The following is a 19,437-nucleotide window of genomic DNA, read 5'->3' as shown; positions in this document are numbered from 1 at the left end:
GACAAGATATGTTTGATACACACACAGTGGAAATCGAGTGGGCCGGCCGCCCGCTGAAGCTTGAAACCGGCAAGATCGCCCGTCAGGCCGACGGCGCGGTTCTCGCCACCTACGGCGAAACCGTCGTTCTCGCCACCGTTGTCTCGGCCAAGGCGCCGAAGCCCGGCCAGGACTTCTTCCCGCTGACCGTCAACTACCAGGAAAAGACCTACGCGGCCGGCAAGATCCCCGGCGGCTATTTCAAGCGCGAGGGACGTCCGAGCGAAAACGAAACGCTCGTTTCCCGCCTGATCGACCGCCCGATCCGCCCGCTCTTCCCGGAAGGCTACAAGAACGACACGCAGGTCGTCGTCACCGTTATCCAGCACGACCTCGAGAACAATCCTGATATCCTGTCCATGATCGCCTCGTCGGCGGCGCTGACGCTTTCCGGCGTTCCCTTCATGGGCCCGGTCGGCGGCGCACGCGTCGGTTACATCAATGGCGAATATGTTCTCAACCCGCATCTCGACGAGATGGATGAGTCGAGCCTCGACCTCGTCGTCGCCGGCACCTACGACGCCGTGCTGATGGTTGAATCCGAAGCCAAGGAACTGCCCGAAGACGTCATGCTCGGCGCCGTCATGTTCGGCCACAAGGGCTTCCAGCCGGTTCTCGACGCGATCATCAAGCTCGCTGAAGTCGCCGCCAAGGAGCCGCGCGACTTCCAACCGGAAGACTATTCCGCGCTCGAAAGCGAAATGCTCGGGCTTGCCGAAGCCGAACTGCGCGAAGCCTACAAGATCACCCTGAAGGCCGACCGCTACGCCGCCGTCGACGCCGTCAAAACCAAGGTAAAGGCGCATTTCCTCCCCGAGGAAGGCGAAGCCAAGTATACGGCCGAAGAAGTCGGCGCGATCTTCAAGCACCTGCAGGCCAAGATCGTGCGCTGGAACATCCTCGACACCAAGAGCCGCATCGACGGCCGCGACCTTGAAACCGTTCGTCCGATCGTTTCGGAAGTCGGCCTTCTGCCGCGCACGCACGGTTCGGCGCTCTTCACGCGCGGCGAAACGCAGGCAATCGTGGTTGCCACGCTCGGCACCGGCGAAGACGAGCAGTATGTCGACAGTCTGACCGGCATGTACAAGGAGCGCTTCCTGCTCCACTACAACTTCCCTCCCTTCTCGGTTGGTGAGACCGGCCGCATGGGCTCGCCGGGTCGCCGCGAGATCGGCCACGGCAAGCTCGCATGGCGTGCGATCCGTCCGATGCTGCCGTCGGCTGAGCAGTTCCCCTACACGCTGCGCGTCGTTTCCGAGATCACCGAATCCAACGGCTCGTCCTCGATGGCAACCGTCTGCGGCACGTCGCTGGCACTGATGGATGCAGGTGTCCCGCTTGCAAAGCCGGTTGCCGGTATCGCCATGGGCCTGATCCTCGAAGGCGATCGCTTCGCCGTCCTCTCCGACATTCTCGGTGACGAAGATCATCTCGGCGACATGGACTTCAAGGTTGCCGGTACGGCCGATGGCATCACCTCGCTGCAGATGGACATCAAGATCGCCGGCATCACCGAAGAGATCATGAAGGTCGCTCTCGGACAGGCCAAGGGCGGTCGCGCCCACATCCTCGGCGAAATGGCCAAGGCCATCACCGAAAGCCGCGGCCAGCTCGGCGAATTCGCTCCGCGCATCGAAGTCATGAACATTCCGGTCGACAAGATCCGCGAAGTCATCGGCTCCGGCGGCAAGGTCATCCGCGAAATCGTCGAAAAGACCGGCGCGAAGATCAACATCGAGGACGACGGCACCGTCAAGATCGCCTCCTCTTCCGGCAAGGAGATCGAAGCGGCCCGCAAGTGGATCCACTCGATCGTCGCCGAGCCTGAAATCGGCCAGATCTACGAAGGCACTGTTGTCAAGACCGCCGATTTCGGCGCCTTCGTCAACTTCTTCGGTGCCCGCGACGGCCTCGTCCATATCTCGCAGCTCGCTTCCGAACGCGTCGCCAAGACGCAGGACGTCGTCAAGGAAGGCGACAAGGTCTGGGTCAAGCTGCTCGGTTTCGACGAACGCGGCAAGGTTCGCCTGTCGATGAAGGTCGTCGACCAGGCCACCGGCCAGGAGATCCCGAACGAGAAGAAGAAGGAAGAAGCGGCCGAATAAGCCGCGGCTACCAGATTTCATTCCGGGCGCGGGAATCTTCCGCGCCCTTTTTCTATTCTAAATGAGACGAGATCCATGAGCCGCGAGACGCTGAAGACCCTGTTCCACCCCTTTGCCAGCGGCACAGTCCAGACGCCCGGCGAGGGCGAGCGTGTGCTCTTTCTCGGCGCCGAGGCCGGCTTTGCGCTGCCGGAAGGTTTTGCCGCCTCGCTCAGCGCCGTCCAGGGCTTCCGTCCGCTCTATCGGCAGCTGCTGGCGCAGCGGATCGAAGCGACGCCTGAGATTGACGGCGAGGATTATGACGCCACCCTGGTGCTCTGCACCAAGCACAAGGGCGAGAACGAAGCCAATCTGGCCGCCGCGATCGCCCGCACGCGGGCCGGCGGCCTGATCGTCGTGGCCGGTGCCAAGGAAGACGGCATTCAGCCCTTGCGCAAGCGTCTGGAAGGTTTCGGCCTCGCCATCGACCACATGCCAAAATATCACGGCGTCGCCTTCTGGTTCGGCCGGCCAGCCGATGCCGGCGACATCATCTCCAAATTGGCAAAGTCGCCGGTGCGAGTCGACGGTCGCTTCCATGCGGCCGCCGGCATGTTCTCGCACGACCGGATCGATGCCGGATCGGAACTGCTCGCTTCGCGGCTGCCGCAGGACTTTACCGGCGACGCTGCCGATTTCGGCGCCGGATGGGGCTATCTCTCGGTCGAGATGGCGCAGAGATCGCGCGGATTGGCCCGTCTTGACCTCTACGAGGGCAACCACGCCGCTTTGGAGGCAGCGCGGGGTAATCTGGCGGAGAACTGCCCGGACGCGCCGGTGCGCTTTTTCTGGCACGATCTGGCGGGCGAGCCGGTCAAGGACAAATACGATCTCGTCATCATGAACCCGCCCTTCCACGAAGGACATGCCGCAGAGCCGTCGCTCGGCCAGGCGATGATCAAGACCGCCGCCTCTGCCCTTCGCAGCGGCGGCCGGCTGATGCTCGTCGCCAATCGCGGTCTGCCTTATGAGCCGGTTCTGGCAGCGAACTTCAGGGAAAGCGGTGAAACCTGCCGCAATGCCCGTTTCAAGGTACTGTGGGCGAAGAAATAAGGCTCAAGCGGCCTCGATCTCCTTGCGGGCAGCGCTTGCAAGGAAAGCCGAACGGGTAAGGCCGCGCTCCTTTGCGGCTTTGTCGATCGCATCGAGCATGCCTTTGTCGAAAGTGACATTGGCTCTAACGGTGCGCGTCGTATCTTCGATAAAGGGGACCCGCGTCAGAAAAGCGCCTTCAGCCAGCTGCTCGCGGATATCCGGTCTCGAACTGATCTCGTCGTAGGAGGACGGTACCGGCAAGGTTTCATCTTCCGCCCAGAGACGAAGTGCTTCGATGGCGTTTGCGGTAAGATCCTCTTCCTCATCTGCCGCGGAGAATACCGACGGCAGGTCCGGAAAGCTGACGCCGAAGGCGCTATTCCTGTCCTTATGCACGAGCGCAATGAAATACTTCATGATGCCTCACTCATTCCATCCGGCCTGCTTCGCAATCGCAAGCGCAGTGCCGATCGGCAGATCCTTTTTGGGATGCGGAACGATGATGGTCTGATTGCCTCTTCGAAGCTTGTGGTGCGAGCCCTTGATCGAAACCACTTCGAAGCCCTCCCGCTTCAACCTGGCGATAATCTTGTGACTGTTTCGCTCCACACCCTGTCCCCTACCAGTATAGTTCGTCCGGATAAAACAACAAGGCCATGCGTATTAAAATACGCATGGCCTTGTGACATCACCGGGAGTGGGCCTTATTCCACGTCGGCGTTGCGCAAGGTATCCAGCGTCGGCATCGAGGTGATGTTGAAGCCGGCATCGACGAAATGGATTTCGCCGGTGACGCCGGCGGAGAGGTCGGAGAGCAGATAGAGCGCCGAGCTGCCGACCTGATCGATGGTCACGGTCTTGCGCAGCGGCGCATTGCGCTGGTTCCAGGAGAGAATCGCGCGTGCGTCCGAAATGCCGGCGCCGGCAAGCGTGCGGATCGGGCCGGCGGAAATGCCGTTGACGCGGATGCCGCGCGGGCCGTAATCGGCGGCGAGATAACGCACCGAAGCCTCGAGCGCCGCCTTGGCGACACCCATGACATTGTAATTCGGAATGACGCGCGTCGAGCCGTTATAGGTCAGCGTCAGCATCGCGCCACTGCCTTCCATCAGCGGAGCGCAGCGCTTGGCGATCTCGGTGAAGGAGAAGCAGGAGATGACCATGGTGCGGCTGAAATTCTCCCGCGTCGTATCGGCGTAGAGGCCCTTCAGCTCGTTCTTGTCGGAGAAGCCGATGGCATGGACGATAAAATCGAGTTTGCCCCAGCGCTCGCCGAGCGAGTCGACCACAGCATCGACGGACGCAATGTCCTCGACGTCGCAAGGCAGCACGAAATCCGAGCCGACTTCTGCGGCCAGCGGCCTGACGCGCTTGCCGAGCGCATCGCCCTGATAGGTGAAGGCGAGGTCCGCACCCTGTGCGGCGAGAGCTTTTGAAATCCCCCAGGCAATCGAATGGTTGTTTGCGACGCCCATGATGAGGCCGCGCTTACCCTGCATGATTCCAGTCATGTTGTTATCCGTTATAGCGCTGGAAGACGAGCGTGGCGTTCGTCCCGCCGAAGCCGAAGGAATTGGAGAGAGCGATATCGATCTTCGCATCGTCGATACGCTTGCGCACGATCGGCACGCCTTCGAATTCGGGATCGAGCTCGGTGATATGGGCGCTTTCGCCGATGAACCCTTGCTGCATCATCAGCAGGGAATAGATCGATTCCTGCACGCCGGCCGCACCGAGCGAATGGCCGGTCAGCGACTTGGTCGATTGGATATGCGGGATGTTGGTGCCGAATACCTCGCGGATGGCGCCGATTTCCTTGCTGTCGCCGACCGGCGTCGACGTGCCGTGGGTGTTGATATAATCGACATCGCCTTTGACCGTGGAAAGCGCCTGGCGCATGCAGCGGATAGCGCCCTCGCCCGAGGGAGCGACCATGTCGTAACCATCAGAGGTGGCGCCGTAGCCGACGATTTCGGCGTAGATTTTGGCGCCGCGGGCCTTGGCGTGCTCCAGCTCCTCCAGCACCAGCACGCCGGCGCCGCCGGCGATGACGAAACCGTCGCGGTTGACGTCATAGGCGCGCGAGGCGGTATCGGGCGTGTCGTTATATTTGGAGGACATGGCGCCCATGGCGTCGAAGAGATTGGACATCGTCCAGTCGAGATCTTCGTGGCCGCCGGCAAACATCATGTCCTGCTTGCCCCACTGGATCATTTCGGCGGCATTGCCGATGCAATGGGCAGAAGTCGAGCAGGCCGACGAGATCGAATAGTTGACGCCATGGATCTTGAACCAGGTGGCGAGCGTGGCCGAAGCAGTGGAGGACATCGCTTTCGGCACGGCGAAGGGACCGATGCGCTTCGGGCTATTGTTCTTGACGGTGATCTCGGCCGCCTCGATGAGCGTGCGGGTGGACGGTCCGCCGGATCCCATGATGATGCCGGCGCGTTCGTTCTGAGCGTAGTCCTTCTCTTCAAGACCGGAATCGGCGATCGCCTGCTTCATGGCGACATGGTTCCAGGCGCCGCCCTGCGACAGGAAGCGCATGGCACGGCGGTCGACCAGTTCGGCAAGCTCCGCCGGGCCGAGCTTCGGGCTGCCCCAGACCTGGCACTTGAAGCCGTGTTCGGCGAAATCGTTGGAAAAGGAAATGCCCGACTTTGCCTGGCGCAAGGATTCGGTGACTTCGGCCGCGTCGCTTCCGATCGAGGAAACGATACCCAGACCCGTGACAACTACCCGTCTCATCTGATCAAACCTTTGTTGTTTTCGTCAGCCGCTCGAAATGCGGTTTCAGGCGGTCTTGTCTTTCGATAGACCGACGCGAAGGTCGGACGCCTGGTATATGGTCTCGCCGTCCGCCTTCAGCCAGCCGTCGGCCGTGCCGAGCACAAGGCGACCGCGCATCACGCGCTTGAAATCGATGCCGTATTCGATCAGCTTCGTATGCGGCCGGACCATGCCCTTGAATTTCACTTCGCCGGTTGAAAGCGCCATGCCGCGACCTTCCTCGCCGAGCCAACCCAGGAAGAAACCGGTCAACTGCCACATGCCGTCGAGGCCGAGGCAGCCCGGCATGATCGGATTGCCTTCGAAATGGCAGGGAAAGTACCAGTCGTCGGGGCGTACGTCGTATTCGGCCCTGAGATAGCCCTTGTCGAAGGCGCCGCCCGTTTCGGAAATGTCCGTGATGCGGTGAACCATCAGCATGGGCGGCAGCGGCAGCTGCGCATTACCGGGTCCGAACAGCTCGCCATGGGCGCAAGCGATGAGTTCTTCATACGAGAAGCTGGACTGTCTGGTGGTCATAAAATTTCTTTTTCCCCCCGCGTGAAGCCGATGGATGTGAACGTGTAGTCCAAGTTCTTCAGAAAATGAAGCACAAGCAAGGCAGCTTCATTCATCGGTTTGGACCAGGCTTACGCCATTATTTGGTGGTCGCATACAGGAAGGCCAGAGCTGCGACCAGACCTATTTGCATCAAAAGCCCGTTTTTGCCGCGTTTATCAGGCTCTTGTCCCCACTGAACTATTGAAAGGCTCCGATGCAAAAGTTATACCGCTTGAAGAAACATGATTGCTTTATGCAGGAATAATCGGAGTTCGTGTTGATGACGGGTGCACTCCCGATCGCAATAGAGGTAAGGCTGCGCGGCGCGGGCCTGCGCCCCACACGCCAGCGCGTCGCGCTCGGCGACCTCCTGTTTGCCAAGGGCGACCGGCATTTGACCGTCGAGGAACTGCATGAGGAGGCGGTTGCCGCTGGCGTGCCGGTTTCGTTGGCGACCGTCTACAACACGCTGCACCAGTTCACCGAAGCCGGTCTCATCCGCGTTCTCGCCGTCGAGAGCGCCAAGACCTATTTCGACACCAATGTTTCCGACCACCACCATTTCTTCATCGAAGGCCACAACAAGGTGCTCGACATTCCCGTCAGCAACCTGACGATCGGCAATCTGCCGGAGCCGCCCGAAGGTATGGAGATCGCTCACGTCGACGTGGTGATCCGGCTGCGGGCCAAGCAGGGCTGACAGCGCCCAAAAGGCTCACATCACATCGTCGGGATGCCGCCCGGGTTTGTGCTTGTAGATCGGGAAGGTCCAGCCGAACCACAGGGCGCCGCCGCGAACGGCAAAGGCCGCCACGACGCCGCAGCCCGAGGCGAGATAGAGCGGCATTCCCAACGCATTGGCGAGTGTGAACACGCCGGCCCCGATCAGCGCCGCCGTCACATAGATTTCCGGCCGCAACAGCACCGAAGGCTCGTTTGCCATCAGATCGCGCAGGATGCCGCCGAAGGTCGCCGTCAATGTGCCGGTGACGATCGCGATGGTCGGCGAGCCGGTGGCGGCAAGACCCTTGGCGGCACCGAGAACGCAATAGGCGGCAAGACCGATCGCATCCAGCCAGATCAGCAGGCGATAGCGCGATTCCAGCAGATGGGCGGTGAAGAAGACAATGACGCCCATGATGCAGCAGACGAGGATATAGGCAGGGTTCAGCACCCAGAAGACCGGCACACGGCCGAGCACGATGTCACGCACGGTGCCGCCGCCGGTTCCCGTCACCATGGCGAAAAACAGAAAACCGATCAGATCGAGCTGCTTGCGCGAGGCGGCGAGCGCGCCTGTCGCGGCAAACAGCGCAATGCCGGCATAATCGAGATAGACGAGCAAGGACATGCGGACCCCGGAACCGGCGAACAGTTTCCGGAAAGAACCATGGCGGCAAGGGCGGCGCAAGGCGGCGCGGCCATAAAGCATCCGTCTTTATTCGATGCATGTCGTTATCCAAGAACCGCTGCGCGGTTTTGGGTGACACGCATTGGTGCAGAGCCTTTGTCCAAAAGAGGAAAGCCCGTGAAAACGCTGGTGCTCGCCGTTCTCAATATCGTCCTGCTGCTCGCCATGCCGGTTGCCGCGCTTGCCCAGCAATCGCTGATCTCGGACCCCGAGATCTACGAGAAGAAGCATTTCCAGGAACAGTGCAAGGCGGCCGAATTCGCCGACGGCTTCGTTATCAGGCAGGACATCAACAATGACGGACTGATCGACGCCGTGGTCAATGAGGGCCAGCTGACCTGCGACGGGCAGAAGGGGCCGCAATGCAACGACGACGGCTGCACCTATAATTTCTATCTGCAGGTCGCCGAAGGCGGTTATTTCATGATCGCGACGGCACAGATCTACGGCTACGACTTCGTTCGGCGCTTCGGCAACATGGTGCTGGCGATGAAGATGCATCCGCGTTTCTGCGACCGCACCGAAGGCGATCCCTGCATCGTGACCGCGCGTGTGCGCGGCGCGAAATTCGTCACCATCTCGAAGAAATAACTTAGCGCGGATAAAGCTCCGACGTCCGGCCGGCGAGATAGTAGCCGATGAGGCCGTACCATTCGCGGATCGCCGTCGCCATATTCTGGGCATTAAGATTCGGCTGAGTGAAATCCAGGCTCAGCCGAACCTGCCCGTCGGTACGATAGTCGGTCGGCCAGGGCACGATGTCGATGCCGAGCTTGCGGAAGATGCCGACGGAACGCGGCATATGGAAGCCGGAGGTGATCAGCAGGCAACGGGAAAGACCCTGGCCGGCGAGGAATTCCCTGGTGTTGACGGCATTTTCGAAGGTCGTTCGCGATTGCCGCTCCTCGATCAGGCGATCCTTGCCGATGCCGAAGAGCGGGAAGAAACGCTCGGAGGCCGCCGCATCGCCTTCGTAAATGCCCGAGAGTGAGCCGTCGCCGCCCGAGATCAGGATGCGCGACTGCGGAAATTTCTGCGCGAGCCGCAGGGCTTCGATGAAGCGGTCGGCGGCAGGGTTGAATTCAATGCCGTGACGCGCCGTATTCACCTCGTTTTCGAAGGCGCCGCCGAGCACGATCATGCATTGCAGGCTATCAGGGTCGGCTGCGGGTTTGGCGAAGCGCTCCTCGAGATCCTGCATCAGAAGGTTGCCGGCCGTGGTGTAGAGCGTGACGAAGAGGATGACGGCTGAAGCCATCGCGCCGAGGATGCTCAAGGTGCGCCAGCGCAGGAGGCCGGCGGCAAAGGCGAAGAAGACGAAAAAGAATGCCAGCGATAGCGGCTGGGCAAAAATCCAGACAAGCTTCGAAATGATGAACAAGACCTACTCCTTGAGGATGGGCGGCGGTCCTTCCTATCCGATTCGACCGTAACAGGAATGCGACGGGTCTTATCTCTAGCGCAGGGCGCCCGTGTGGTGCGGCGCGAGCTTCTGGTTGAAGCGCCGCTGAAGCGGCCGGGGAATGAACTTGGCGACAAGCGCCAGCGCCATGGCAAAGATGGAGACCAGCCACAAGGCATGGGCACCGGTCAGCCGCGTCAGGACCGCACCGGCGATCGCGCCGAGCATCATGCCGCCCCAGGGCACGAGCTGGATGGTCCATTCGACACGGCGATCGCCGATGATCCAGCGGCCGATGCCGCGGCCGAAACGCGACAGCGCGCCAGTCACATAGGTCAGGCCGATTGGCAGGCCTTCGATATGTTCAACGGCGGCGTTCACCATGCCCATGGAACAAACGATCATATAGAACCGCACCAGCATCAGGCTCTCAGCCGTCGTCATCGAAGCAAGCGCCAGAACGAAGCCGACGCAGCCGAGCACGACGAAGATGCGCCGCTCGGAGACATGGGCGATGACGATGCCGGCCGCATTGCCGAGCACGAAAACCAAAATGGCGGAGATCAGCACCGCCGCGTGATAAAGATTGCCTTGGCTGAGGGCGAGTGCGGCCCGCGTCGTATTCCCCGTCATGAAGGAGACGAAATCGCCGGTCAGCAGCAGCCCGGTCGCATCGGTCATGCCGGCAAGAAATGAAATCGAACCGACAAGGGCGAGCCCGGTCAGGGTTCGTCGTGTACGAATGATACGGCGGCGTCGTGCTCTGGTCATTGGTCGAAGGGTCCTGAAGGCGAATCACTGCGATTCTAAATCCTCTTCGTTGAGGAACTGGCAAAGAGGATTTCACCGAGACGGGGCTTGTACGGCAGGATTTTTTCGATCATAAAACGGCGTCGCTTCAGACCGAAGCTCCGTAAGCGTTTACGTCAATCAACGCGCAACCCGCCGGTCGGCGCTGCGCGATTGTTTCGATCGGCATCTTACGGAGATCAAAATGCCCAAAGGCAAACTCCCCAAACGTTACAACACGATCGTCACGCCGCTCATCCTCTCGCTGCTGATGACCTCAGTCGTCTCGGCGATCAGCATCGTCAGAGCACAAGGCCTGACCGCAGCTGCACTTGCCATGTGGCCATCCGCCTGGGCCCTCTCCTGGGCAATCGCCTTTCCGGTGCTGTTATTGGTGCTGCCGGTGGTGAAACGGGTGACGGCAGCGATCGTGGAGATGTGAGGCGGAAGGTTCCGGCGGGCCGTGGGAGCGGCCTGCCGGAGTTGGCTGAGGTGGTCAGAGTCTTTCGAATGCACAAGCCCATCACGTGATCGAGCTGTTCGGCTTTAACGCGCGCCGGCGCTTATTCGGAATCGGTCTTCCGGTTGGCGAGGCGATTGGGATCCAGGTGCGGCTGGACCAATCTCTTGCGGGCAAAAGCCCTGCCGGAATGCGATTTCAGATATTTTTCGAATTCAAGAGCTATGTGCTTGTCGGGGAAGGCGCAATACCAGAGCAACTTCCACGGTGCGAACTTGGCGGTATGGGCGGATTTGCCGGCGTTGTGAGCCGAAAGGCGCTGTTTCAGATCGGCGGTAGACCCGGTGTATTCCTGATCGGGAAAATCAACGCTGCGGAGAATATAAACGTACCACATCAGCGTTTCAGCCCGTCGTCGCCCTTCGGGCTGTGCCGGGCACTGCTTCGGCCTAACGGTTTCTCGCGGCTGCGCCACGCGAAGCCCGTAAGGGCGAAGCGTGGTGGAGCTAAGCGGGATCGAACCGCTGACCTCTTGCATGCCATGCAAGCGCTCTCCCAGCTGAGCTATAGCCCCATCAAGATGGTCCGGCTCAGGGCCGGTCCTGGGATGCTCCGAAGGCGCGTGCCCTGCGGAGTGGCGGCTTATTACTTCCGGTTTTCGGAGATAGCAAGCCTAAAAAATTCGGCCCGGAGAATTTTTTCCTCGCCGGGCCGAAATGCAGTCGTCAGACTTCGTCTTCGTCGCCGGTGACGCCGATGATGTCGCTCATGTCGTCATCGTCGTCGTCTTCGTCGGGCGTGAGGAAGGTGTCGTCATCGTCGTCGCCTTCGATTTCGACGTCGTCGTCGCCCATATCGGGGATGTCGTCGCCGCCGGCGGCGTCATCGGCATCCTCGAGCGAAACCAGTTCGACTTCGGTGTTTTCGGTATCGACTTCCGCGACCTCGTCTTCTTCGGCAACATCGGCGATCGCCGAGGTTTCCTCGAAAAAGGACAGGGGATAGGACTTGCCGGTATAAGGGGAAACGATCGGATCCCGGTTCAGATCATAAAACTTCTTGCCGGTTTCCGGATCGGTGCGCTTGGTTCCAAGTTCCGCTTTCGCCACTATAAGCCTCGTGAGAATGGCCGAATCCGCGATTCGGCAAAATGCCGTGCAAGCCGGCGTTCCATCGGAATTTATAAGCCGGTCCCCTTAATCGCTGTGGCTTCCCATGTCAAAGCCAAACTTTATCATCTCCGTGCGGCCGTTTTCGCCGGCTGACGGATGACCGCTGACGGCGTTTGTGGTAACGAGCCGCGGCAGTAGAAGAAGCGCGCGAAGGCAGCAGCCGGCAAAACCGAAGCTTCGGAAGAAATGTGCTGCAGTTACAGGGGATTACGCGATGCACGGGTCTGCGCCGCAGGCTGCCGTCAACTTCGAGATCTTCCGGCCGCATTTCGGCAACACGGGCCCCTTCGCCCATCATCGCAGGATTGATTCGCATGGCAACCAAGAGTTTCACCATCGCCATCGACGGCCCGGCGGCGGCCGGCAAGGGGACGCTTTCGCGTCTTATCGCTGAACGATACGGCTTTCACCATCTCGACACGGGGCTCACCTACCGCGCCACGGCCAAGGCGCTGCTCGACGCCGGCTTGCCGCTCGACGACGAGGCGGTGGCGGAAAAGATCGCGCGGGAGGTTGAACTTGCCGGGCTGGATCGCGATATACTTTCCCGACACGAGATCGGCGAAGCCGCCTCGAAGATCGCCGTGATGCCGGCGGTGCGCCGGGCCTTGGTCGAGGCGCAGCGTCGGTTTTCGACGAAAGCGCCGGGGACAGTGCTCGACGGACGCGATATCGGCACCGTCGTCTGCCCGGATGCGCCGGTGAAGCTCTATGTGACGGCGTCGCCGGAGGTGCGCGCCAGACGACGTTACGACGAGATCCTCGGCAAGGGGGCGACGGCGGATTTCGAGGCGATATTCGAGGACGTCAAGCGGCGCGACGAACGCGACATGGGACGGGCCGACAGCCCTTTGAAACCAGCCGATGATGCGCACTTGCTTGATACGTCGGAAATGAGTATAGAAGCCGCGTTTCAAGCCGCTCAATCGATCATCGATGCGGTCTTGAATCGAAATGCCTAAATTCAAGCGATTTTGCGTGCTCAGAAGCATGGATCGCTTTACTGCAGCCTGAAATTCCGTCCAAGCGCCGGATTGCCTTCGTGAAAGAAGGCGGACTGGGTTCAGGCCCGTTCAACGCAAACCAACCGGCGCATACGTGAGCCTTGAAGCTATCGAAGGCCACGCAGGAGATTTTATGTCAGTAGCAACTCCCTCTCGCGAGGATTTCGCGGCCCTTCTCGAAGAGTCCTTTGCCAAGAACGATCTGGCTGAAGGCTATGTCACCAAGGGCATCGTCACGGGCATCGAAAAGGATGTCGCCGTTGTCGACGTCGGCCTCAAGGTCGAAGGCCGCATCGCGCTCAAGGAATTCGGCGCACGCGCCAAGGACGGTTCGCTGAAGGTCGGCGACGAAGTCGAAGTCTATGTCGAGCGCATCGAAAACGCGCTTGGTGAAGCCGTTCTGTCGCGCGAGAAGGCTCGCCGCGAAGAAAGCTGGATCAAGCTCGAAGCCAAGTTCGAAGCCGGCGAGCGCGTCGAAGGCGTGATCTTCAACCAGGTCAAGGGCGGCTTCACCGTCGACCTCGACGGTGCGATCGCCTTCCTGCCGCGTTCGCAGGTCGACATCCGTCCGATCCGCGACGTAACCCCGCTGATGCACAACCCGCAGCCCTTCGAAATCCTCAAGATGGACAAGCGCCGCGGCAACATCGTGGTTTCGCGCCGTACGGTTCTCGAAGAGTCCCGTGCCGAGCAGCGTTCTGAAATCGTTCAGAACCTCGAAGAAGGCCAGGTTGTCGACGGCGTCGTCAAGAACATCACCGATTACGGTGCGTTCGTCGACCTCGGCGGCATCGACGGCCTGCTGCACGTCACCGACATGGCATGGCGCCGTGTGAACCATCCGTCGGAAATCCTGAACATCGGCCAGCAGGTCAAGGTTCAGATCATCCGCATCAACCAGGAAACCCACCGCATCTCGCTCGGCATGAAGCAGCTCGAGTCCGATCCGTGGGATGGCATCCAGGCCAAGTATCCGGAAGGCAAGAAGATTTCCGGTACCGTCACCAACATCACCGACTACGGTGCGTTTGTCGAGCTGGAGCCGGGCATCGAAGGCCTGATCCACATCTCGGAAATGTCCTGGACCAAGAAGAACGTTCACCCCGGCAAGATCCTGTCCACGAGCCAGGAAGTCGAAGTCGTCGTTCTCGAAGTCGATCCGTCCAAGCGCCGTATTTCGCTCGGCCTCAAGCAGACGCTGGAAAATCCGTGGGCAGCATTCGCCCGCAGCCATCCGGCCGGCACTGAAGTCGAAGGCGAAGTCAAGAACAAGACCGAATTCGGCCTGTTCATCGGTCTCGACGGCGATGTCGACGGCATGGTGCACCTCTCCGACCTCGACTGGAACCGTCCGGGCGAACAGGTCATCGAAGAGTACAACAAGGGTGACGTCGTCAAGGCCGTCGTTCTCGACGTCGATGTCGAGAAGGAACGCATCTCGCTCGGCATCAAGCAGCTCGGCAAGGATGCTGTCGGCGAAGCCGCTGCATCGGGCGACCTGCGCAAGAACGCCGTTGTTTCCTGCGAAGTCATCGCGATCAACGATGGCGGTATCGAAGTGAAGCTCGTCAACCACGAGGACATCACTTCCTTCATCCGTCGCGCCGATCTCGCCCGCGACCGCGACGAGCAGCGTCCTGAGCGCTTCTCGGTCGGCCAGGTCGTCGACGCCCGCGTCACCAACTTCTCCAAGAAGGACCGCAAGATCATGCTGTCCATCAAGGCTCTGGAGATTGCGGAAGAGAAGGAAGCCGTCGCTCAGTTCGGTTCGTCCGACTCGGGCGCTTCGCTCGGCGACATTCTCGGCGCGGCTCTGAAGAACCGCGGCGGCGAATAAGCCTCGCTTCCTCTTTGAACTGAAGAACCCGCCGGAGCGATCCGGCGGGTTCTTCATTTTCAGGTGATGAAAACCGCTATTCCCAGCCGACCATGCGCTGATAGAGCGCGTAGACCGGATCGGCTGCCGTGTCCGGCCGATACGCCGACGGCTCGGTGTCGATCATCTTCGGCGTCCTGCGCTCGGGTGCCGCCTCCGCCAATTCAGTATCGGGCTCGGCATCCTCGCCGCCGGATTGCGCCTGCTGCTCGTCCTGCGGCGCACCGTCCTGTTGATGGTGATGCTGGTGGCTCGTTTCATCGGCCTTTTCGTTCGACGGCGTATCCTTGGCGAATTGATAAGGAAGCTGGGCATAGGCAAAGCCCTCCGGCACCCTCGCCGCAAGCGGCGCATAAGAAGCCTCGGCCATCTCGGGAAGCGGCATCGGTTGCGGCTGTGCGGCAATTTCTTTCGGCTGGCGAGCGGCCACAGCCGTGGCCCGGGTTTCCATCTGCGACGGGTGGGGCGCTGCGGACTGTCGAGCATCGGCGGCGGCGAGATCAGCCGGCTGTCTCGTCAAGGTCTCCTTCGCTTCGCTGATGACGGCCTCGTCGAGAATGACATCGACCTCCACCGCCGCCTCGACAGCACCGTCCTCCAGCACGTTTTCCAAGTCCTGCTCACGGATGATGGTGACGATCATCTCGGAGACCTCTTCGGTCATGGAGGCGACGATTCCCGTCCAGTTCCGGGGAATGATTGGATCGGCTTTTTCCGACGTTGCGCGAGGCTGAATGACCGGCGACTCCGTCACCTCGGCCGTGTCGTCACCCGCATCCGGCTCTGCCGACGCCGATTGCCGAGCTTCGACCTTCGGGGCAAGCTCTGCTTTTGTTACCGAAGCGGAGCGAATCCGGTTTTCAGGCGGCGAATTTTCGGGGTCAGCGGCTTCCACGGCTGCGGCGATGACCGCCTCCTCGGTTGTCGGAAGCAGGGCGGTCTCGATCAATTTGCCGGCTGGTTCAGTTCGCTTTTCCGCCGGCTGGCGGATCGTGGCGGGCAGGCTGTCTTCATGCAGCTGGATCTCGGGCCGGGCCTCGGCACGCATCGGCGACGCGTCGTTCTGGCCATAGGAGCGGACGACGGCGCGGGCGGCGAGATCGCGATCCTTGTAACGCACTATTTCCAGATAGGCGATGACACGCGCCGCCTCAGGCCCCGCCGGGTTCTTCAGGGCTTCGGCGATCATCCGGAGCGGCAGGTTGTGACCTTGCTCAGTGAGCTGGCGTTCGACCTCGTCGATTCTGGCGGCCGGCAGCCGCTGAATGGCGTCGGCAAGCCGAGAGGCGAAGGCCAGATTTGTCTCGTCTTCACGGCGATCGAGGGAAATGGAACGGCCGGCCGCATCGATGACATCGAAAAGGGCTTCGACCATGCGCTCGCGCGCCGCAAGGAGCAGGATATTGAGCTTGCCGGCAATGGCGGAATTCAGGTCAGCGGCTTCGACCGGGTTGACGGGCGCGGGGGCAATCACCGAACGGTCAAGACCGCCGGCCACGATCGCCGCAGTCTGGCCTTGAGATGAAAAGCTTGCATTGGACGCTGCACGAACGGGGGTCAACATGGCATGCCCTTTCGTAAAGTGACGATGAAAGCAGGCTCTATGAAAGGACCGCGCTCATCCGGTCCCTTGCATCCCGAGCAGATCCTCCTGTCCGCATGACGCAAACGGCGCCATCGAATGCCTAAAAATTAAATCGAATATTAAGAAACAGAGATTAACGAATCGCTAACGCCGGCGGATCAGTTCATCCGCGACTGCAGACAGTGAAGATTGACGGCAATTCGTTCAGCTGTGAGCGAAGATATCGGCCTCTTCCCAGCCGAGCAGGTCGAGCTTGGCGCGGGTCGGCAGGAATGCGAAGCAGGCCGTGGCATGATCGAACCGGCCGTCGCGGATCAGGCGTGCCGTCAGCTTGTCGCGAAGCGCGTGCAAGTAAAGCACGTCGGAAGCGGCATATTCGAGCTGAGCCGGCGACAGCGTCTCGGCCGCCCAATCGGACGATTGCTGCGCCTTGGAGACATCGACATCGAGCATCTCCTTGAGATTGTCCTTGAGGCCGTGGCGATCGGTGTAGGTCCGGCAGAGGCGCGAGGCAATCTTGGTGCAGAAAACCGGGTTCGTCGTGACGCCGAAGGTATGGAAGAGCACGGCGATATCGAAGCGGCCATAATGAAAGATCTTCTGGTGCGTGGGATCTTCGAGAAGAGCGACGAGATTGGGGGCCTCTTTCTGGCCGGCGGCGATGCGGACGATGTCGGCGGTGCCGTCACCCGGAGAAAGCTGGACGACGCAGAGACGATCCCGCCGCGGCACCAGGCCCAGCGTCTCGGTATCGATCGCGATCGCGCCGGTGTAGCGGGCCGCGTCGGCCGCGGAAATATCGCCTTCGTGATAACGGATGGTGGCGGCCATGAGACTGTCTTTCGTTCGGATATTCTCCACTCGCGCTATAGCGCAAAGGCACGCATTGCGAAACTGCTTCCTGTTGCGGCTGGTTCAGAATGTCGGCGGCGTGTTGATCCATAAAAGCACGGTTTCGCCATCGTGGCGGTTGCGCCAGGAATGGTAGCGGCGGCTTTCGAAATACAGTGAATCGCCCGGACCGAGATCGAAGAACTGGTCGCTGTCGAGCACCAGTTCCAACCGGCCGGACAGGACATGCATGAATTCCTCGCCTTCGTGGCGATAGGCACCCTCGCTGGCGGCGCCTGGCGCCAGCACGAAACGATGGCAATCCATCATTCGGCTGCCTTCGGCAAGCAGCTGCACCATAACCCCGGGGGTCGTTTCCGGCCAGGTGCGCCACTCGCCGGCGCGTATCACTGCCGGCACCTCCTCGCTTTCCTCGCCGGAGAGGCGGGAGACGGTGGTGGCGTAATATTCGGCGAGGTCGTGCAGCGTCTTGAATCCGACGCCCTGCGAGGTGCGCTCCAGCGTCGAGAGCGTCGAAGCGGTGATGCCGATATCGCTCGCCACCTGATCGAGGGTCTTGCCGGCGGCGTGGCGGAGGCTCCGCAGTTTCCGGCCGAGGCCGGAACCCTGGCCGGTTTCGACGCCGTCGGCGGAAGGTTCCTCGCCCTCCAGCGCCTCTCGGATTGCTGCTGGATTGAGACCGCGCTCGACCCGGTACCAGGAGATGCGCTTCAGCCGCGCCACGTCGTCGGCGCTATATTGCCGATGGCCGGTTTCGGAGCGGCCGGGAACCACCAGGCCCTGGCTTTCCCAGAGGCGCAGCGTCGAGGCGGAGACGCCCACCAGCCGCGCGGCCTCCGCCACCTTGTAGCGCACAGGCCCGTTGTCACTCATCCGCCAATACCCCGATTCTTGTCGCGCGAGCATTCATCAAATCGCGTGATGTTTGAAGCAAAAAATGCCGCTTGTTTTCTTGCAGAAAAAATGTAGGAATTCCAGATATCTTACAGAACTTATGCAAGATAATCTCAAAAACCTGCAACACGGGAGCAGATCGATGACCGCGACAAGCCTTACCGACCGGAAGAACGCCGCGATTTCGCGCGGCGTCGGCATGACTACCCAGATCTATGCGGACCGCGCAGAGAATGCCGAAATCTGGGACAAGGAGGGCCGCCGCTATATCGATTTCGCCGCCGGCATCGCCGTGCTCAACACCGGTCACCGCCATCCCAAGGTCATTGCGGCGGTCAAGGATCAACTCGACCGCTTCACCCATACCTGCCATCAGGTGGTGCCCTACGAGAGCTACGTGCATCTCGCCGAACGGCTGAATGCGCTGGTGCCTGGCGACTTCGAGAAGAAGACTATCTTCGTCACGACAGGTGCCGAAGCGGTCGAAAACGCCGTCAAGATCGCCCGCGCCGCCACCGGGCGCTCGGCCGTCATCGCCTTCGGCGGCGGCTTCCACGGCCGCACCTTCATGGGCATGGCGCTGACGGGCAAGGTCGTGCCCTACAAGGTCGGCTTCGGTGCGATGCCGGGCGATGTGTTCCATGTTCCCTTCCCGGTCGAGCTGCACGGCGTCTCCGTCGACCAATCGCTTGCAGCGCTGAAGAAACTCTTCGCCGCCGATGTCGATCCGCAGCGTGTCGCAGCCATCATCCTCGAACCGGTGCAGGGCGAAGGCGGCTTCTATCCGGCGCCTGTAGCCTTCATGAAGGCGCTGCGCGAACTTTGCGACCAGCACGGCATCCTGCTCATCGCCGATGAGGTGCAGACCGGGTTTGCCCGCACCGGCAGAATGTTCGCGATGGATCACCACGAGGTGGCCGCCGACCTGACGACGATGGCGAAGAGCCTCGCCGGCGGCTTTCCGCTTGCTGCCGTCACCGGCCGCGCAGAAGTCATGGACGCGCCGGGACCGGGCGGGCTCGGCGGCACATATGGCGGCAACCCGCTCGGCATCGCCGCCGCCCATGCCGTCCTCGACGTCATCGCGGACGAAGACCTCTGCAACCGCGCCAACCAGCTCGGCGGGCGGCTGAAGCAGCGGCTGGAATCGCTGCGCGAGGGGGTGCCCGAAATTGCCGATATTCGCGGACCCGGCTTCATGAACGCCGTCGAATTCAATGACCGGACGACGGGATTGCCGAGTGCTGACTTCGCCAACAATGTGCGGCTGACAGCGCTCGACAAGGGGCTGATCCTGCTCACCTGCGGCGTCCATGGCAACGTCATCCGCTTCCTCGCGCCGATCACCATTCAGGACGAGGTCTTTGGCGAGGCGCTCGACATTCTCGAGACCTCGATGCTGGAAGCAAGCGCGGGCAAGTGACCGCATCGGAACCGCATT

The 19,437-nt window shown here is 61.1% G+C and carries 21 protein-coding genes and 1 tRNA gene; 8 read left to right on the top strand and 14 right to left on the bottom strand.

Going from position 1 to position 19,437, the window contains the following annotated elements:
• Nucleotides 1-8 precede the first annotated feature (8 nt).
• Together pnp and QWJ46_RS24020 are read left to right on the top strand one after the other, a co-directional pair.
• On the top strand, nucleotides 9-2,147 hold the full coding sequence (pnp, locus tag QWJ46_RS24025) for a polyribonucleotide nucleotidyltransferase (RefSeq protein ID WP_064693302.1): 2,139 nt from the start codon (nucleotides 9-11) through the stop codon (nucleotides 2,145-2,147).
• Between the two features lie 75 nt (nucleotides 2,148-2,222).
• The gene (locus QWJ46_RS24020) at nucleotides 2,223-3,239 is read left to right on the top strand and encodes a class I SAM-dependent methyltransferase (RefSeq protein WP_302754245.1); all 1,017 of its coding nucleotides are present in this window, start codon (nucleotides 2,223-2,225) and stop codon (nucleotides 3,237-3,239) included.
• Between the two features lie 3 nt (nucleotides 3,240-3,242).
• On the opposite strand, the gene QWJ46_RS24015 is transcribed toward QWJ46_RS24020, so the two are convergent.
• The 5 genes from QWJ46_RS24015 to fabA all read right to left on the bottom strand — a co-directional run bounded on the left by QWJ46_RS24015 (nucleotide 3,243) and on the right by fabA (nucleotide 6,530).
• Entirely contained in the window at nucleotides 3,243-3,638 is a 396-nt protein-coding gene (locus QWJ46_RS24015) for a type II toxin-antitoxin system HicB family antitoxin (protein WP_302754244.1), read from the bottom strand.
• A 6-nt stretch (nucleotides 3,639-3,644) separates the two neighbouring features.
• On the bottom strand, nucleotides 3,645-3,830 hold the full coding sequence (locus QWJ46_RS24010) for a type II toxin-antitoxin system HicA family toxin (RefSeq protein ID WP_184459828.1): 186 nt from the start codon (nucleotides 3,828-3,830) through the stop codon (nucleotides 3,645-3,647).
• 95 nt (nucleotides 3,831-3,925) lie between these two features.
• A complete protein-coding gene (gene fabI / locus QWJ46_RS24005) occupies nucleotides 3,926-4,732 on the bottom strand; it encodes an enoyl-ACP reductase FabI (RefSeq protein WP_302754243.1) in 807 nt (268 codons plus the stop codon).
• A gap of 4 nt (nucleotides 4,733-4,736) precedes the next feature.
• Nucleotides 4,737-5,969: a beta-ketoacyl-ACP synthase I gene (fabB, locus tag QWJ46_RS24000; RefSeq protein ID WP_302754242.1), complete on the bottom strand. Its 1,233-nt coding sequence runs from the start codon at nucleotides 5,967-5,969 to the stop codon at nucleotides 4,737-4,739.
• Nucleotides 5,970-6,014: 45 nt separating this feature from the next.
• Nucleotides 6,015-6,530: a 3-hydroxyacyl-[acyl-carrier-protein] dehydratase FabA gene (fabA, locus tag QWJ46_RS23995; RefSeq protein ID WP_020920068.1), complete on the bottom strand. Its 516-nt coding sequence runs from the start codon at nucleotides 6,528-6,530 to the stop codon at nucleotides 6,015-6,017.
• A 301-nt stretch (nucleotides 6,531-6,831) separates the two neighbouring features.
• Between fabA and irrA the strand changes: the two genes are divergently transcribed.
• Complete coding sequence (irrA, locus tag QWJ46_RS23990; RefSeq protein WP_064800210.1) at nucleotides 6,832-7,251, top strand: iron response transcriptional regulator IrrA; 420 nt, start codon at nucleotides 6,832-6,834, stop codon at nucleotides 7,249-7,251.
• Between the two features lie 15 nt (nucleotides 7,252-7,266).
• Here the strand turns inward: irrA and QWJ46_RS23985 are convergent, their stop codons facing one another.
• Nucleotides 7,267-7,902, bottom strand: coding sequence for a trimeric intracellular cation channel family protein (locus QWJ46_RS23985; RefSeq protein WP_064805816.1), 636 nt, complete (start codon nucleotides 7,900-7,902; stop codon nucleotides 7,267-7,269).
• Between the two features lie 177 nt (nucleotides 7,903-8,079).
• Here QWJ46_RS23985 and QWJ46_RS23980 point away from each other — a divergent pair, with 177 nt between their 5' ends.
• Entirely contained in the window at nucleotides 8,080-8,553 is a 474-nt protein-coding gene (locus tag QWJ46_RS23980; RefSeq protein WP_184459825.1) for a hypothetical protein, read from the top strand.
• Between the two features lies 1 nt (nucleotide 8,554).
• Here the strand turns inward: QWJ46_RS23980 and QWJ46_RS23975 are convergent, their stop codons facing one another.
• Both QWJ46_RS23975 and QWJ46_RS23970 read right to left on the bottom strand, forming a co-directional pair.
• Nucleotides 8,555-9,343 (bottom strand): YdcF family protein, encoded by a 789-nt coding sequence (locus QWJ46_RS23975; protein WP_302754241.1) that lies wholly within the window; start codon nucleotides 9,341-9,343, stop codon nucleotides 8,555-8,557.
• A 75-nt stretch (nucleotides 9,344-9,418) separates the two neighbouring features.
• Nucleotides 9,419-10,135: a YoaK family protein gene (locus QWJ46_RS23970; protein ID WP_302754240.1), complete on the bottom strand. Its 717-nt coding sequence runs from the start codon at nucleotides 10,133-10,135 to the stop codon at nucleotides 9,419-9,421.
• Between the two features lie 223 nt (nucleotides 10,136-10,358).
• Between QWJ46_RS23970 and QWJ46_RS23965 the strand changes: the two genes are divergently transcribed.
• Complete coding sequence (locus QWJ46_RS23965; protein WP_184459822.1) at nucleotides 10,359-10,595, top strand: DUF2798 domain-containing protein; 237 nt, start codon at nucleotides 10,359-10,361, stop codon at nucleotides 10,593-10,595.
• A 121-nt stretch (nucleotides 10,596-10,716) separates the two neighbouring features.
• Here QWJ46_RS23965 and QWJ46_RS23960 read toward each other — a convergent pair whose 3' ends face one another.
• From QWJ46_RS23960 to QWJ46_RS23950, 3 genes are all read right to left on the bottom strand, one after another.
• Nucleotides 10,717-11,010, bottom strand: a complete 294-nt coding sequence (locus QWJ46_RS23960) for a GIY-YIG nuclease family protein (protein WP_302754239.1) — start codon at nucleotides 11,008-11,010, stop codon at nucleotides 10,717-10,719.
• A gap of 101 nt (nucleotides 11,011-11,111) precedes the next feature.
• Nucleotides 11,112-11,187: transfer RNA gene (locus QWJ46_RS23955), tRNA-Ala, on the bottom strand.
• 151 nt (nucleotides 11,188-11,338) lie between these two features.
• On the bottom strand, nucleotides 11,339-11,722 hold the full coding sequence (locus QWJ46_RS23950) for a TIGR02300 family protein (protein WP_038686030.1): 384 nt from the start codon (nucleotides 11,720-11,722) through the stop codon (nucleotides 11,339-11,341).
• 377 nt (nucleotides 11,723-12,099) lie between these two features.
• Between QWJ46_RS23950 and cmk the strand changes: the two genes are divergently transcribed.
• Nucleotides 12,100-12,747 carry a (d)CMP kinase gene (gene cmk / locus QWJ46_RS23945; RefSeq protein ID WP_184459820.1) on the top strand — a complete coding sequence of 216 codons (648 nt, stop codon included), beginning with the start codon at nucleotides 12,100-12,102 and terminating at the stop codon, nucleotides 12,745-12,747.
• A 175-nt stretch (nucleotides 12,748-12,922) separates the two neighbouring features.
• Nucleotides 12,923-14,626 carry a 30S ribosomal protein S1 gene (gene rpsA, locus QWJ46_RS23940; RefSeq protein ID WP_064800204.1) on the top strand — a complete coding sequence of 568 codons (1,704 nt, stop codon included), beginning with the start codon at nucleotides 12,923-12,925 and terminating at the stop codon, nucleotides 14,624-14,626.
• A gap of 76 nt (nucleotides 14,627-14,702) precedes the next feature.
• Here the strand turns inward: rpsA and QWJ46_RS23935 are convergent, their stop codons facing one another.
• The 3 genes from QWJ46_RS23935 to QWJ46_RS23925 all read right to left on the bottom strand — a co-directional run bounded on the left by QWJ46_RS23935 (nucleotide 14,703) and on the right by QWJ46_RS23925 (nucleotide 17,975).
• Entirely contained in the window at nucleotides 14,703-16,229 is a 1,527-nt protein-coding gene (locus QWJ46_RS23935) for a hypothetical protein (protein WP_302754238.1), read from the bottom strand.
• A gap of 225 nt (nucleotides 16,230-16,454) precedes the next feature.
• Nucleotides 16,455-17,081, bottom strand: a complete 627-nt coding sequence (locus tag QWJ46_RS23930; protein ID WP_302754237.1) for a ribonuclease D — start codon at nucleotides 17,079-17,081, stop codon at nucleotides 16,455-16,457.
• An 84-nt stretch (nucleotides 17,082-17,165) separates the two neighbouring features.
• Nucleotides 17,166-17,975 (bottom strand): MerR family transcriptional regulator, encoded by an 810-nt coding sequence (locus QWJ46_RS23925; protein WP_302754236.1) that lies wholly within the window; start codon nucleotides 17,973-17,975, stop codon nucleotides 17,166-17,168.
• Between the two features lie 163 nt (nucleotides 17,976-18,138).
• Between QWJ46_RS23925 and QWJ46_RS23920 the strand changes: the two genes are divergently transcribed.
• Nucleotides 18,139-19,419 carry a 4-aminobutyrate--2-oxoglutarate transaminase gene (locus tag QWJ46_RS23920; RefSeq protein WP_302754235.1) on the top strand — a complete coding sequence of 427 codons (1,281 nt, stop codon included), beginning with the start codon at nucleotides 18,139-18,141 and terminating at the stop codon, nucleotides 19,417-19,419.
• The last annotated feature ends 18 nt before the right edge of the window (nucleotides 19,420-19,437 follow it).

Origin of the sequence: Rhizobium sp. CBN3, assembly GCF_030518245.1 — a bacterium.
Classification (GTDB): domain Bacteria; phylum Pseudomonadota; class Alphaproteobacteria; order Rhizobiales; family Rhizobiaceae; genus Rhizobium; species Rhizobium aethiopicum_A.
This window is presented reverse-complemented; position numbering and strand designations above follow the sequence as displayed.

Bases quoted from the DNA above. Each gene is read 5' to 3' on its own strand.
- pnp (WP_064693302.1), top strand. From the start codon at position 9: ATGTTTGATACACACACAGTGGAAATCGAGTGGGCCGGCCGCCCGCTG.
- QWJ46_RS24020 (WP_302754245.1), top strand. From the start codon at position 2,223: ATGAGCCGCGAGACGCTGAAGACCCTGTTCCACCCCTTTGCCAGCGGC.
- QWJ46_RS24015 (WP_302754244.1), bottom strand. From the start codon at position 3,638: ATGAAGTATTTCATTGCGCTCGTGCATAAGGACAGGAATAGCGCCTTC.
- fabI (WP_302754243.1), bottom strand. From the start codon at position 4,732: ATGACTGGAATCATGCAGGGTAAGCGCGGCCTCATCATGGGCGTCGCA.
- fabB (WP_302754242.1), bottom strand. From the start codon at position 5,969: ATGAGACGGGTAGTTGTCACGGGTCTGGGTATCGTTTCCTCGATCGGA.
- fabA (WP_020920068.1), bottom strand. From the start codon at position 6,530: ATGACCACCAGACAGTCCAGCTTCTCGTATGAAGAACTCATCGCTTGC.
- irrA (WP_064800210.1), top strand. From the start codon at position 6,832: ATGACGGGTGCACTCCCGATCGCAATAGAGGTAAGGCTGCGCGGCGCG.
- QWJ46_RS23985 (WP_064805816.1), bottom strand. From the start codon at position 7,902: ATGTCCTTGCTCGTCTATCTCGATTATGCCGGCATTGCGCTGTTTGCC.
- QWJ46_RS23970 (WP_302754240.1), bottom strand. From the start codon at position 10,135: ATGACCAGAGCACGACGCCGCCGTATCATTCGTACACGACGAACCCTG.
- QWJ46_RS23965 (WP_184459822.1), top strand. From the start codon at position 10,359: ATGCCCAAAGGCAAACTCCCCAAACGTTACAACACGATCGTCACGCCG.
- QWJ46_RS23960 (WP_302754239.1), bottom strand. From the start codon at position 11,010: ATGTGGTACGTTTATATTCTCCGCAGCGTTGATTTTCCCGATCAGGAA.
- cmk (WP_184459820.1), top strand. From the start codon at position 12,100: ATGGCAACCAAGAGTTTCACCATCGCCATCGACGGCCCGGCGGCGGCC.
- rpsA (WP_064800204.1), top strand. From the start codon at position 12,923: ATGTCAGTAGCAACTCCCTCTCGCGAGGATTTCGCGGCCCTTCTCGAA.
- QWJ46_RS23935 (WP_302754238.1), bottom strand. From the start codon at position 16,229: ATGTTGACCCCCGTTCGTGCAGCGTCCAATGCAAGCTTTTCATCTCAA.
- QWJ46_RS23930 (WP_302754237.1), bottom strand. From the start codon at position 17,081: ATGGCCGCCACCATCCGTTATCACGAAGGCGATATTTCCGCGGCCGAC.
- QWJ46_RS23925 (WP_302754236.1), bottom strand. From the start codon at position 17,975: ATGAGTGACAACGGGCCTGTGCGCTACAAGGTGGCGGAGGCCGCGCGG.
- QWJ46_RS23920 (WP_302754235.1), top strand. From the start codon at position 18,139: ATGACCGCGACAAGCCTTACCGACCGGAAGAACGCCGCGATTTCGCGC.